Raw genomic sequence first — 13222 nt, forward strand, 5'->3', positions numbered from 1 at the left:
TAAGATTAAGCGTAAAATTTTTCTTTACATTTCCATGCCCTATTTAAATACATGACATCCGTCCAGTCTTCAAATGTCGCCACCCTAAAGAGAGTCAACATGGCGGTGGCAATGTCGCCCCACAATACAGGGTTAACATTTTCAAAGAAAATGGCACCCACAGCGGCAAACAAGTAAAAGATAATAAACATCAAAAGGGCAATGTAGCCCATTTTAGGGATGGCTTTTAACAGTGCATTAATCAGGTATCTCAGATCTGGAATAATAGAAACCAAACGTAATACCCTGAATACGCGCAGCAATCTACCAACTAAAATCATGTCACTTTCTGAGATAGGTAAAAGACTGCCAATCACAATAATGGAGTCGAAAATATTCCAAGGATCTTTAAAAAATGCGCGTTTATTATCGCAGGCAACAAAGCGCAAAATAATTTCAACCAAGAAGAAAACAGTAATGAAACTATCAAGGTAGTTTATAGCACTTTCAACTCCTGCGGGTAAAACATAGGTTTTAGCGCCAACGGTCAAAGCGGCAATAATAATGATACTAATGATAAAGCCTTGGAACCAAGCACTGGACTCCACTAACTTTATGAGGCTAAACCAACTTTTTGAGTCAGTTTTTTGCATTGTCTTGTCTCTCTTAATGTCTAGAATAAAGGTCTAATTTAAAGGCCACATGTGATTTTACTCAAACCCTCTAGATCAAAAAGATGCTAGGCATGTGACTTTAAGTTGCGCCATCATAAAAGTCTCGATACAGAAAGAAAAGAAATTATATCGATTATTCTGAACCTGGCTCAGTCACTATCAAGGTGCTTTTATCCACACGCTGAGACGGGAGGAGTTATTCGCAGGTTCCCTAGTTATCAGCCTATCGAACTGTTATATTTAATCCCTTATAAAATGAGGGTGTGTCTATGTGGTTTAAGGTATTGAGCTTAATGATATTATGCTTATTATCCTTGAGTGCCCAAGCCTCACCTTTTGGTCATGCTAACGCCCTTAACCCAGAAAGTTCTCAGTTTTCTCATGAGCGCACATTTAATCATTTGCACTCGCAAGCATTTTTAGACACTGAATGTAGAAGAAGCCAAACCAATACGGCTAAGCTTGAATGCTGTCATATTGACACCTGTTCAGCCCTGATTTTAGATCTAGATAAAAGCTTGGAGTTACCTTTTTTGGGTGACCGTCATGCCCTTTTAATTCATTGGCCTGATACCCCTTTATCTCGCCTTATACGCCCACCAAAAGTCTCACTTGTTTAACTCATTATTAAGTTTAAATCCTAAATTTTTTATTTCATTCAAACGAGACAAACTCTATGAAAACGCTGATTTCTTTAATCCTTGGCTTTAGCATCTTATTTACTAGCAGCAACCTGCTCGCTCATGCAAAAGTACTCACCTCCATTCCAGCTAATAATGCCAGCTATGACACACCTCTTGCGGCTATTGAGTTAAATTTTAAAAACTCTTCTCGCTTAATTAAGTTGTCCCTTAAGAACCAAGGCAAAAAAATCCCCCTTAACTTTAAACCCAGTGCAAAAGCCAATACTCATTTCTCGATCCCGCTTCCCACGTTAGAGAAAGGCCAATATAGCCTAGAGTGGATTACCCTAGGCAGCGATGGCCATAAAATGAAAAGCAAGATTAGCTTTAACCAAAAATAATAGTCTTTACTAACGCTCAAGGTTGCATGGTTGAAACACTGATAGAAAGCTTATCAGTATCTGTGACACCTTGAGCTTCACAAAATATTAAAGGAGACGATTATGTGGGAAAGCATCAGCTTAGTTTTTAGGCTCGCTCTCTATCTCGCGTTATCAGGTCTTGTGGGGGCCGCTTTTGGCCTCTTTTTAAGCCAAACAAACTCGCTCAAAAAGGCCTTATCTACTCACTTCATCAAAAGCTTAAAGTCTTATTTTTTAATTAGCCTACTCACTTTATTCTTTACTAGCTTGGGCTTCTTTTGGGTGATAGTTGGCGCCTTTGCAGAAGAAGGCCTCGCAGGGTTATTTGACCCTCTGATGATAAGTATCTTGTATGACTCTGGCTTAGGTATGGCATTAAATTATGGGTTATTAACCTGTGTTTTTGCGGCTTTATATTACCTTTTCATAAACCGAATTTTATTAATATGCATGCTAGTCAGCATCAGCTTATCTTTTGCTTTTACAGGCCATCTTGCTGAGTTGGGAGTGATTGAAAAAGGTATCTTGAGTTTGCATATCCTCATTGCTTTTCTCTGGTTAGGCAGCCTCTACCCTTTATGGTGTTTGGTTAACTTAGAAGGAGCACAAACCGTCGAAGAGCTACTAGAAAGGTTTGGCTATTACGCCAGCTTTATCATGCCCTTCTTACTATTAGCAGGCGTCGCTCTGGTATATTTCATTACGGGTTTTCAATTAGAGTTATTAATCTCTAATTGGGGAGCTGCATTAGCCATCAAACTAATTTTAGTCTTGGCTATCCTAGCGCTCGCGGCATGGCATAAATTTAAACTGGCACCTAACTTTCAAGTAAAGAATGGCACAGAGAAAATGGCCTCATCTTTAAAAGTTGAGATTTATCTTGGTTTCGGGATTTTAAGTTTAAGCGCTTTTCTGAGTACCTTAGTTAGCCCCTAAATTTATAGTCACAAATAAATAGGGAGAGTAAAGTCATCACTTTACTCTCCCTCTAAATAGCTAAGATAAGTAGAAGCTAGGCAAATTAGAAATAAGGCTGAATAAAAGTAAGATTAAGCCACCAACAATTGCCCGCGATACATCTGCATCTGACAATGAAAAGCATATTCTCCTTTCGCTAACGCCGGTAAGTCGACCAAGGTTTCTTTGCCCAAAGACAAATCAACACTGATGCCTAGATCCGGTATTACTAGGGTTTGGGAACAAGCAGCCTCATCTTCTCTTAAGAATCTAAGTTGTACTGCCTGATTCGCCTTGAGCATCAATTTAGCAGGGAGATAAACACCAGAGCTGACTTTAATCACCTGATGCTCGGCATCAAACCCTTGTGGTTTTTGCTGATATAACCAGAACCACCAAACAATAAATGCAATGAGTACAAGTCCAAGTAAATTCACCAGTATCATGCTATCTCTCCTCTTTGTAAGGTTTCCTGCGAGGTTTTTATTGACGTTTTTAATGAGGGTTTCAGCAAGCGTAATCGATTAGCGTTCGTCACCACAGTCACTGAGGATAAGGCCATGGCAGCGCCTGCAATCACAGGGCTGAGTAAAATTCCAAAGAAGGGATAAAGCACACCTGCAGCCAATGGAATGCCTATGAGGTTATAAATAAAAGCGCCAAATAGATTTTGCTTAATATTTTTCAATGTGGCTTTGCTGATCTCAATAGCATCCACCACGCTCGTTAAAGCGCCTCGCATCAGAGTAATATCAGCACTTTCTATTGCTACGTCTGTCCCTGTACCTATGGCAAAACCAACATTGGCTAAGGCCAGTGCTGGGGCATCATTAATACCATCCCCAACCATGGCTACCATTTCTCCTTGAGCCTGTAGCTTTTTAATAATATCCGCTTTATCCGCTGGTAAAACGTCGGCAAAGTATTCATCAATACCAACATGTTTAGCGACTGCGGCTGCCGTATGAGTATTATCTCCCGTTAGCATGATGACTCTAAGGCCCTGCCCTTGTAGCGCTTCTATCGCCGAGATCGAATCAGATTTAATGGGGTCAGAAATCGCAATCATGGCCTCTAACTTGCCATCTATCGCAAAATACAAAGGCGTTTTTGCTGAGCTTGCATAAGCCTTAGCTAAGTCTTGCTGCGAGCGAATATCGACACCTTGCTCTAGCATAAAGCGTTGATTACCTAATGCTAACGAATGCTGCTCCACATAACCTGTTATCCCTTTGCCGCTAATGGCATTAAAGTCCTCTACACTAGAAAGTGGAATGGACTTCTCTTTAGCTGAATTAACAATCGCTATGCCTAAAGGGTGCTCAGAATTTAATTCCAAACTTGCTGAGAATTTTAAAATTTCTTCTGGGGAAAGCTCGCCAAAACATTCAATGTCAGTGACTGACGGCTTGCCTTGGGTAATGGTGCCGGTTTTATCCAATACCACAACGGATAAATCAGATGCGGTTTGCAAGGCTTCACCATTGCGTATCAAAACACCTGCTTCTGCGGCCTTTCCAACACCTACCATAACAGACATGGGCGTTGCTAAACCTAAGGCACAAGGACAGGCAATGATAAGTAAGGTAGAGGCGCTGGCTATGGCGAAGGCCACCACTGGATCAGGACCAAAGTTAAGCCAGATAAGTCCAGTGACTACAGCTAATATCATCACACTTGGTACAAAGTAAGCCGAAATTGTATCCGCTAATCGACCAATTGCCGGTTTAGCATTTTGCGCCTGTTTAACCATTTGAATGATTTGCGCTAGGGCCGTGTCTTTACCAATTCGCGTGGCTTTAAAAATAAAGCTTCCCTTGGTATTGATGGTACCTGCTGCAACCTCATCATCTGGACCTTTTGCCACAGGCATAGGTTCACCCGTTAGCATGGCTTCATCTAGACTTGAATGGCCTTCAAGAATAATACCGTCCACAGGGATTTTTTCACCGGGCCTGATTTTAACTTGATCACCTAGCCTGACTTTTTCTAGGCTTATTTTTACCTCTTGATTATCACGAATCACGCTAGCCGATTTAGCCTGCAAACCGATTAGGCGCTTCACAGCTTCTGAGGTTTTTCCTCTGGCTTTAAGCTCTAATGCTAATCCAAGGTTAATCAGGCCGATAATCATCATACTGGCTTCAAAATACACATGACGTGCCATTAAAGGCAGAATATCAGGCGCTAATACAACCACCATAGAATACAGCCAAGCCGTCCCTGTGCCCAAAGCAATTAAGGTATCCATATTGGCATTATGATTTTTAAAAGAACGATAAGCGCCAAGATAAAAGTGTCGACCAGAGGTAAGCATCACAGCTAACGTCAGTAAGCCAACAAGCAGCCAAGCGATTTGTTCTGTGCTTGATGTGACTGTCATTTCACCGATAAACAAACCATAAAACATTAATGGCACACCTAGAGCCAAAGCGAGGTAGCAGTGCTTCATCAACTTTTTATAATAAAGTGCTTCTGCTTGCTCTTTCTCTTCTTGGCTAGCCTGTGCTGTTTGCGCGTTAGTAGCTTTGGCGTGATAACCCGCACCCTCCACGGCTTTTACAATAAGATCACCTTTAGCATTGCCTTTTACCAGCACGCTTCTATCGACAAAGTTCATGGCAACAAAGTCCACATCGGCGACCTTGGCAATGGCCTTTTCTATCTTACCCACACAGCTTGCACACCCTGCGCCTTCAATAATAAATTCTTGAATGATTTTTGGATCTTGACTTAGTTTGTCCACCATTGCTCTCCATGATTAAGCAAAAACTAATATCACTATAAAGCTTGGAGTAAGTCCTAAGTCAAACTTTGAATTTAATAAATTCCATTTCCTCCATATTAGAGTGAAAACAAATAATGAGAACTAAACAAACAAGGACACCTATTGGTGCCCTTGTTTGTTTTTATTGTCCCTTTTTTAATAAGATTTTATGGCTTTATGCATTTGCCATTCTAGGGAATCTGCAGCTAATTAAAGCAAATTAAGCCTAATGCACCATAAAATCAAAAGTGTCTATTTTCACTTCGCCATCATGGCTTTCAACACTCCAAGCCACACGGTAATTACCTTTATTTAAGGGCATCATAGGGGCGCTAAAAAAGGTGTTATGACGACCATCGCCCACAGCTAATACACTCACATTACCCGCCGCATCAAACAGACGAATTGATTTAAGATTAACCATTTTGGCAAACTTAAGCTGCACCTTGTCAGGTGATTGCATAAACATGGCCCCGTTTTTAGGAAAGCTCTGCTCCAAGCTAACATTGGCCCACAGTGGGCTTGTCATAAAGATATTGATCACTAGGGCTAATAAGATATTTTTCATATATTTCTCCAAGATTTATAAATGATTGAGTTAGGCTTTTTTGAGTTTTTGAATGCTGTGTTTACGCCATAAAAAGTAAACAACAGGTAAGACTAATAAGGTGAGAATAACGGCGCTGATCATGCCACCAACCATGGGTGCGGCGATGCGGCTCATAACCTCTGAACCTGTACCTGTGCCATACATGATGGGTAGCAGACCAACAATGATGGTGGCCGCGGTCATCATGACTGGCCTGACTCTGAGACCCGCGCCTTCAAGTACTGCTTGACGTAAGGCAAGGACACTCGGGTTCTGCTTTTGCTCTGCATGCTGGGTTAACATGGCTTGATAGGCTTGATTGAGATAGACCAACATGATGACACCTATCTCTACCGCGACCCCAGCTAAGGCAATAAAGCCGACTCCCACAGCAACTGAAAAGTTATAACCTTCTAAGTACATCAACCAAAGACTACCAATAATCGCCATGGGTAAGGTGCCGACTATGATGGCAACCTCCACCATGTTTTTAAAATTCAAATAGAGCAGCACAACTATGATAAGCAGAGTTAAGGGCACCACATAAGTCAGCTTGGCTTTTGCCCTTTGCATATATTCATACTGACCAGACCAGTTAATGGAATAGCCTGCTGGCAAGTTCAGCTCATCAGCTAAAATGCCTTTTGCCTGTTCCACATAACGGCCAATATCCATGCCCTCAATGTCGATAAAAGCCCAACCATTTAAGCGCGCATTTTCACTCTTAATACCAGGAGGCCCATCTTGTACATAGACATTAGCTAGCTCCCCTAAAGCAATACGCTGACCTGATGGGGTAATCACAGGCAACAAAGATAGCTGCTCTGGCGAGTCACGATAGTCTTGCGGGTAGCGTACATTAATCGGATAACGCTCTAGCCCTTCCACTGTTTGAGACACATTCATGCCACCCACAGCGGTCGCAACCACAGCCTGTATATCGGCCACATTCATGCCATATCGTGCAGCCTCTTCCCGACGAATATCCACCTTGATGTAACGACCACCTGCAACCCTTTCGGAATAAACGGATGCTGTCCCGGGGACATCTTTTATGATGCGCTCTATTTGCTGGCCTATCTCTTGGATAACCGCCAGCTCAGGCCCGGCGATCTTTATCCCTACAGGGGTTTTAATGCCAGTTGCTAGCATGTCAGTACGTGTCTTAATGGGCATGACCCAAGCGTTGGTTAAACCCGGAAATTGAATGAGTCCATCCAGCTCCTTTTTGAGCTTTTGCGTAGTCATACCTTCACGCCACTCAGACTTAGGCTTGAGCTTAATAAAGGTTTCTATCATGGTTAGCGGCGCTGGATCTGTCGCCGTATCTGCACGGCCAACCTTGCCAAACACCCTTTCAACCTCTGGCACCGTGCGAATTAACTTATTCGACTGCTGTAAGATTTGCCTCGCTTGAGCAATAGACACACTAGGGTAAGTAGTCGGCATATACATAAGATCCCCTTCATCCAAAGGGGGAATAAATTCACTGCCTAACTTATCTAGGGGCCAGATCCCCACAGCAAACACCACAAGACTTAAGGCCAAGGTCGATTTAGGATAAGCCAATACCGTCTTAAGCACGGGTAAATACAAAAAGGTAAGCAGTCGATTAACGGGGTTCTTATGCTCTGGCAATATCTTGCCACGAATAAAGTAGCCCATGAGCACAGGTACTAAAGTTACGGCCAATAAGGCCGATGCCGCCATGGCATAGGTTTTGGTATAAGCCAAAGGCGCAAACATCTTGCCTTCTTGCGCTTCTAAGGTGAAAACCGGTACAAAACTCACTGTAATGATAAGCAGACTAAAGAATAAAGCAGGACCCACTTCACTGGCAGATTGAGCGACTATTTGCCAACGGTTCTCTTTCGTTAATGGGGTTTTCTCCATGTGCTTGTGCATGTTCTCTATCATGACGATGGCCCCATCTATCATGGCGCCAATGGCAATGGCGATACCGCCAAGAGACATGATATTGGCATTAATGCCTTGCAGGTTCATGATGATAAAAGCCGCTAAAATACCCACGGGCAAACTAAACACAGCCACTAAAGAAGAGCGCACATGAAATAAGAAAATGACGCAAACAATAGCAACCACAGCCAGCTCTTCGGCAAGTTTTTCCCAAAGGTTTTGCACTGCACTTTCGATCAAGCCAGATCTATCATAGACAGTCACGACTTCGACCCCATCAGGGAGGCTTGCCTTGAGACTCTCAAGTTTGCTCTTAACCCCTTGGATTGTGGCTTGTGCATTCTCACCAAAGCGCATGACGATGACGCCGCCAACGGTTTCACCTTCACCATCCAGCTCGGCTACACCACGTCGCATTTGTGGCCCGACCTGAATATCCGCCACATCACGTAATAAAAGTGGTGTTCCTTGCTTGTTTACGCCTAGCGGCAAAAGCTCTAAATCCTTAACCCCTTGGATATAGCCTGAGGTGCGAACCATATATTCTGCTTCAGCCATTTCAATCACAGAGGCACCAACCTCTTGATTGCCTCGTTTAATCGCTTGCTGAATATGGGCTAAGGGCATATCAAAGGCCCTTAACTTATCTGGATCTACCTTGACCTGATACTGCTTCACCATGCCGCCTACCGTCGCCACTTCTGACACACCAGGGACGGTTTGCAGTTCATACTTTAAGAACCAATCTTGCAGGCTTCTTAATTGGCTAAGATCATGCAGACCTGTTTTATCCACCAAGGCATAAAGATAAATCCAGCCAACACCCGTAGCATCTGGACCTAATTGGGATCTTGCATTAGCAGGTAAAGAGGGGGCAACCTGACTCAAATACTCTAATACCCGGCTTCTAGCCCAATACATGTCCGTATCATCATCAAAAATCACGTACACATAGGAGTCGCCAAAGAAGGAGTAACCCCTGACAGTTTGCGCACCGGGTACAGAAAGCATGGCGGTTGTCAGTGGATAAGTAACTTGGTCTTCCACCACTTGTGGCGCTTGCCCTGCAAAGCTGGTTTTAATAATCACCTGTACATCTGAGGTATCAGGAATCGCATCCACAGGCGTATTTTTTAAGGAGATAAGACCCAAAACCAATAATAATAAGGTGGCTAACAGCACCATAAATCGATTATTGATCGACCAATAGATAATGGACTTGATCATGGTTTATTCCCCTCCTCTGACATATTCATAGGTGAGGTCATTTGCATTTGACTATGATCCATTGAGCCATGATCCATCTGACTATGATCCATGCCACTGTGATCCATCTCGCTCATATCCATCATTGGCATATTCATGTCAGACATATCCGTTTGGCTATGATCCATTTCACTCATGTCCATGACAGACGATGAAGGGTAATTAAAGCGCTTAAAGTCTGAGCTTTTACTCGATTCAGAATCCAGTAAGAAGAGCGCTGAGGTGACAACTTCATCCCCTTCAAACAAACCTGAAACGATTTCGATAGAATCCTTATCTGTACGACCTATTTCCACATTAATAGATTTAAAGCGACCTTCACCAAGCGCTAGCACCACGCGGTTAGACTGCTCTACTCTGATAACGGCTTCTTTAGGTACCAATAAGCTTGGCGCTGCTTCATCGTTAAGAATGTTGATTTTGGCAAACATATTAGGCTTTAAGGCTTGTTCTTGATTATCAAAGCGCATGCGTACTCTTAAAGTCCGACTAGCAAGGTCCAGTGTTGGATAAACATAATCCACCACACCTAACCAGCTTTTACCGGGTAGATAATCCAATGACATTTGCACAGCAAGACCTTCTTTAATTAAGCTGGTTTGCTTTTCAAACACCTCGGCTTCAACCCACACTTCATCCAAAGAGGCGATCGATAAAAGCTCCATGCCAGGCTTAATAAACATGCCATCAACCATATTTAGGTAGTCTGCTACACCATCACTAGGGGCGAAAAAGGTAACGCTTTGCTGTACTTTTAACGTTCGCGTTAATCGTTTAATTTCTGTTGGTGGGAAGTTCAACGCTAGTAGCCTTTCTTTAGCCCCTTTGATCAAGCTTTTATCCTTGCGCCCTAACGCAAAAAGATACTCTTCTTGGGCATTCACTAATGCAGGAGAATAAAGACGATATAAAGGCTGACCCTGAGTGATTTTTTCACCACTGGCTTTGATATAGGCTTCTTCTATCCAGCCTTCGACTCTAGGGTGAAGGTGCTGAATTTTATCTTGGTCATACTGTACATAGCCTACCGTACTCACATTTAGATTGAGTCGTTTAAAACTCACCACATCTGTACGCACGCCTAAACTGTTGATAACTTCGGGGGAGATCTGCACAGTCCCAACACCTGAATCTTGATTGGCCTCATTGGCATAAACAGGTATCAGGTCCATTCCCATCGGCGATTGGCCTGGTTTATCACGACGATAATTTGGGTCCATAGGCGCAACCCAATACAAAGGTTTGTCTATCGCCATTTCCGCTAAAGGGCTATCAATAGCGTTGAGAGGTTGAAAATATGCGTAAGCGGTTAACGCTGATACGGCCCCAATGGATAAGCTCACACCTATCATTAGGCAATTTTTTAAAAAAGGTTTCATGCTAATTCCTAGTAGGAAGACATAGGGGTGGCTGAGCCAGCACCCAATGCAAAGTCATTGTTTGTGGCAAATAAATAATTAAATTCGACTTTTTGTTTTTGCAGAGCAACAGAGATAACAAGGGCTTGAATCTTGGCATTTAAGCTTTCAATTCGTGCCTTAATCACATCAGAAAATGGCCCTTCATTACTTTTGTAGGCAGCCAACAAAATGTCTTCTTGCTGTTTTAGTTGAGGTATCAATGACGATTGATAAAGGTGATTACGTTGGTTTAACTTAGCGACTTTAGACTGTATGACACGGTATTTTGCCAACATTTGCTTAAGTTTTAATGCATGCTCAAAGGCGATAGCATTAAGCGCCAGTTGCTTGGACTTTACTCCAGCATCTTGCGCCGTTTTCGAGAAGATAGGCATATCTAAGGTGACACCAAGTGAAAGAAAGTCACTGCGAGACATGCCATTATCGGCATCATCACGATAGCCGTAACTTGCGTTGAGCCCCCATTGTGGCTGATAAGCTTGTTTAGCTAATGACATAGCGACCTGAGCAAGCTGAGCTTTCTCATCTAGCGCCACTAGACTTGGATGCTGGGTAAGCTGTTTGGCTAGGGTTTGATCCGATATTGAGCGATTAAGCGTTTGGCCTTTGTCATCTAAGTGAACTGGATCAGCAGGATAAAAGCTTGCCTTTTTGAGACTTACTTGGGGCAAGTTTTTCGGCTCTGACCATGATTCAAAATCACCTAGCCAATGGCTTAATTGCGAATACTTGGCTTGCTTAATAAGTGCTAGGCTCGCCAACCTATCGTCAAGACGTATTAATTCTAATTCAGCCTTGATAATATCACCTTGGCTAGTTCGCCCTAACGCTGACGAGTAACTCGCTTGAGACACCTCCAGCAGCTGTTCAAACAAACCTCGATTTGCCTCAACCAAGGCAATACTTTGCTTGGCTTCAAATATGGCCAACCACAATAAGGACACATCTCGCTCTATTTGTGCCGCTCTTTGATATTGCTTCACCTGAGCAACTTGACCCTTTTGCTGCCAAGTTTCTTTTTTCAGAGCCAGACTATCGCCCCTTGGTAACATCTGACTAATAGAAAACTTTAATTGAGTCATTGCCTCTTGATTAAAGTCCAAACTATCTAATGGCATGTTAGCTAAACCTAAACCCAATTTAGGGTTAGCTAGTTCACCCCTTTTTATGGATTCAGCTTGTAAAGAAGAGATAAATAATTGATTGGCATCCATCCACTCATCGCGACTAATCGCCTCTGAAATTAAATTCGTTAGAGAATTCTTTTCGCTCACTTCCAAATGGCTACTTGATAGAGTCTGCCCAGTTACCTGTTGAGTAAATGCAGACATTAAAATGAGTAATTGAATACTCAGACGCTTAGTTAAATACATTAACCAGGCTCCTTTCTAAACATTGAAGAGCTTGGCTTATTTCACCGAAATAAAGCCAAAGACAATGTGATCAATTAGAGCAATGAGACTTTCGACAAGCGTCGCCTATCTAAGACAAGCCTGAGCTAAATCAAATACACTAATGCATCACAAATAATGGTTAAGAAAGAATGCTAATCGGAGGCCGATAAAGGAAGTTGGCTCTAAAGCTAAAATGCTCTGAATGGGAATAGAAATTGACACTTTGCATGGAAGAAGCCTGCAAAGAAGGTTTGATAAGAGCATCATATACCAAACTGGCGCACATAATTTCAGCACAATCTTGCCCCATGATCTGACAATGAATTTCACAGTTTCCTGTCATGTCAGAATGAGATGAAGCAGACATACTCGCCATATTTTTATGCTCAAGCATAGGGCTGGCAGAGTTAAATTGAACCACATCAGAAGAGCTAGAGTGCGCAGATTGGAAAGCGAGTGTCGACGGAGTTTGAAAAGTATCAACCCCATGCATAGGCAATAATTGAGAGATGGACTGCAGCAAGAATAAAGCAGCAAAAATGCTGAGAATTATTCCTTGTTTTACTGAGTTCATAATTATCACCTAAAAAAATCTGTTACGAATGCTGACATAAAGCTCGGCATGAGGCCAGCCAGACAGATGACAACTTTCATTTATTTCACTTTGTTTACACAATCAAACAAAAAGATATTCGTGATACAAAGCACGATTCATTTTATAGACAATCGATTCGCTAGAAAGTTTTTAAGGCAGATAAAATTTAAGTTTGTAAGTACTAACTTCTCTTTATTCTTACAACTCTCATGACTTCTAGTGAGATACCTGCAACATTTTCAGTACTGGGGTAATAGGTAAGGTTAACTCTCGCGCCTTTCAAACTTTGATATTTGCCTTGGCGTTTAAAACGAAATGGGACTTCGTAACCCTCAATCATAACAGTATGCAAAACCCAATCTTCTTGTGGTCTTTGAACATGGGATGTTACTTTTAGGTCATTAGAGTGAATCAATTCTTTATTCTTTTTTAATAAGTCCTTAGGATCAGATTGCACGTCTTGTCTCCTTGTGAGTTAAGCAGAGGCATTAGTATGCCACATAAACTATATTAACTAGATTGATAAATTTTTATCCTTGAACTAGCACCTTGGTCATGGCTAATTTTTCACGTAAAACGAACATTCGAAAACGCTAACATAACATGCTTTAATAAGAC

12 protein-coding genes are annotated in these 13222 nt (G+C 42.2%); 3 read left to right on the forward strand and 9 right to left on the reverse strand.

Annotation, left to right across the window (positions count from 1 at the left end; genetic code table 11):
* Nucleotides 1-5 precede the first annotated feature (5 nt).
* A complete protein-coding gene (locus Q0A08_RS11980; protein ID WP_438467552.1) occupies nt 6-632 on the reverse strand; it encodes an ion transporter in 627 nt (208 codons plus the stop codon).
* A 290-nt stretch (nt 633-922) separates the two neighbouring features.
* Between Q0A08_RS11980 and Q0A08_RS11985 the strand changes: the two genes are divergently transcribed.
* From Q0A08_RS11985 to Q0A08_RS11995, 3 genes are all read left to right on the forward strand, one after another.
* Nucleotides 923-1273, forward strand: a complete 351-nt coding sequence (locus Q0A08_RS11985; protein WP_438467554.1) for a hypothetical protein — start codon at nt 923-925, stop codon at nt 1271-1273.
* A gap of 56 nt (nt 1274-1329) precedes the next feature.
* Nucleotides 1330-1677 (forward strand): copper resistance CopC family protein, encoded by a 348-nt coding sequence (locus Q0A08_RS11990; protein ID WP_438467556.1) that lies wholly within the window; start codon nt 1330-1332, stop codon nt 1675-1677.
* Between the two features lie 102 nt (nt 1678-1779).
* Nucleotides 1780-2634 carry a CopD family protein gene (locus tag Q0A08_RS11995; RefSeq protein WP_438467557.1) on the forward strand — a complete coding sequence of 285 codons (855 nt, stop codon included), beginning with the start codon at nt 1780-1782 and terminating at the stop codon, nt 2632-2634.
* A gap of 113 nt (nt 2635-2747) precedes the next feature.
* Here the strand turns inward: Q0A08_RS11995 and Q0A08_RS12000 are convergent, their stop codons facing one another.
* The 8 genes from Q0A08_RS12000 to Q0A08_RS12035 form a co-directional block, all read right to left on the reverse strand.
* Nucleotides 2748-3101 (reverse strand): cupredoxin domain-containing protein, encoded by a 354-nt coding sequence (locus tag Q0A08_RS12000; RefSeq protein WP_438467559.1) that lies wholly within the window; start codon nt 3099-3101, stop codon nt 2748-2750.
* Entirely contained in the window at nt 3098-5404 is a 2307-nt protein-coding gene (locus tag Q0A08_RS12005; protein WP_438467561.1) for a heavy metal translocating P-type ATPase, read from the reverse strand. The genes Q0A08_RS12000 and Q0A08_RS12005 overlap by 4 nt, the downstream gene beginning before the upstream one ends.
* Nucleotides 5405-5648: 244 nt before the next feature.
* Nucleotides 5649-5990 (reverse strand): copper resistance CopC family protein, encoded by a 342-nt coding sequence (locus Q0A08_RS12010; RefSeq protein ID WP_438467563.1) that lies wholly within the window; start codon nt 5988-5990, stop codon nt 5649-5651.
* A gap of 30 nt (nt 5991-6020) precedes the next feature.
* Nucleotides 6021-9155: an efflux RND transporter permease subunit gene (locus Q0A08_RS12015; protein ID WP_438467565.1), complete on the reverse strand. Its 3135-nt coding sequence runs from the start codon at nt 9153-9155 to the stop codon at nt 6021-6023.
* Entirely contained in the window at nt 9152-10573 is a 1422-nt protein-coding gene (locus Q0A08_RS12020) for an efflux RND transporter periplasmic adaptor subunit (RefSeq protein WP_438467567.1), read from the reverse strand. Before Q0A08_RS12020 ends, Q0A08_RS12015 begins: the two co-directional genes overlap by 4 nt.
* An 8-nt stretch (nt 10574-10581) precedes the next feature.
* Nucleotides 10582-11988, reverse strand: coding sequence for a TolC family protein (locus Q0A08_RS12025; RefSeq protein WP_438467569.1), 1407 nt, complete (start codon nt 11986-11988; stop codon nt 10582-10584).
* A gap of 160 nt (nt 11989-12148) precedes the next feature.
* Entirely contained in the window at nt 12149-12583 is a 435-nt protein-coding gene (locus Q0A08_RS12030; protein WP_438467570.1) for a hypothetical protein, read from the reverse strand.
* 202 nt (nt 12584-12785) lie between these two features.
* Nucleotides 12786-13061, reverse strand: coding sequence for a hypothetical protein (locus Q0A08_RS12035; RefSeq protein ID WP_438467572.1), 276 nt, complete (start codon nt 13059-13061; stop codon nt 12786-12788).
* Nucleotides 13062-13222: the final 161 nt, after the last annotated feature.

It is taken from the genome of Marinomonas sp. PE14-40, from assembly GCF_051623805.1.
Classification (GTDB): Bacteria; Pseudomonadota; Gammaproteobacteria; order Pseudomonadales; family Marinomonadaceae; genus Marinomonas.

What these genes read in the sequence shown, in the direction of transcription:
- Q0A08_RS11995 (WP_438467557.1), top strand. Translation starts at nt 1,780, where the DNA reads ATGTGGGAAAGCATCAGCTTAGTTTTTAGGCTCGCTCTCTATCTCGCG.
- Q0A08_RS12015 (WP_438467565.1), bottom strand. Translation starts at nt 9,155, where the DNA reads ATGATCAAGTCCATTATCTATTGGTCGATCAATAATCGATTTATGGTG.
- Q0A08_RS12005 (WP_438467561.1), bottom strand. Translation starts at nt 5,404, where the DNA reads ATGGTGGACAAACTAAGTCAAGATCCAAAAATCATTCAAGAATTTATT.
- Q0A08_RS11985 (WP_438467554.1), top strand. Translation starts at nt 923, where the DNA reads ATGTGGTTTAAGGTATTGAGCTTAATGATATTATGCTTATTATCCTTG.
- Q0A08_RS11990 (WP_438467556.1), top strand. Translation starts at nt 1,330, where the DNA reads ATGAAAACGCTGATTTCTTTAATCCTTGGCTTTAGCATCTTATTTACT.
- Q0A08_RS12025 (WP_438467569.1), bottom strand. Translation starts at nt 11,988, where the DNA reads ATGTATTTAACTAAGCGTCTGAGTATTCAATTACTCATTTTAATGTCT.
- Q0A08_RS11980 (WP_438467552.1), bottom strand. Translation starts at nt 632, where the DNA reads ATGCAAAAAACTGACTCAAAAAGTTGGTTTAGCCTCATAAAGTTAGTG.
- Q0A08_RS12000 (WP_438467559.1), bottom strand. Translation starts at nt 3,101, where the DNA reads ATGATACTGGTGAATTTACTTGGACTTGTACTCATTGCATTTATTGTT.
- Q0A08_RS12030 (WP_438467570.1), bottom strand. Translation starts at nt 12,583, where the DNA reads ATGAACTCAGTAAAACAAGGAATAATTCTCAGCATTTTTGCTGCTTTA.
- Q0A08_RS12020 (WP_438467567.1), bottom strand. Translation starts at nt 10,573, where the DNA reads ATGAAACCTTTTTTAAAAAATTGCCTAATGATAGGTGTGAGCTTATCC.
- Q0A08_RS12010 (WP_438467563.1), bottom strand. Translation starts at nt 5,990, where the DNA reads ATGAAAAATATCTTATTAGCCCTAGTGATCAATATCTTTATGACAAGC.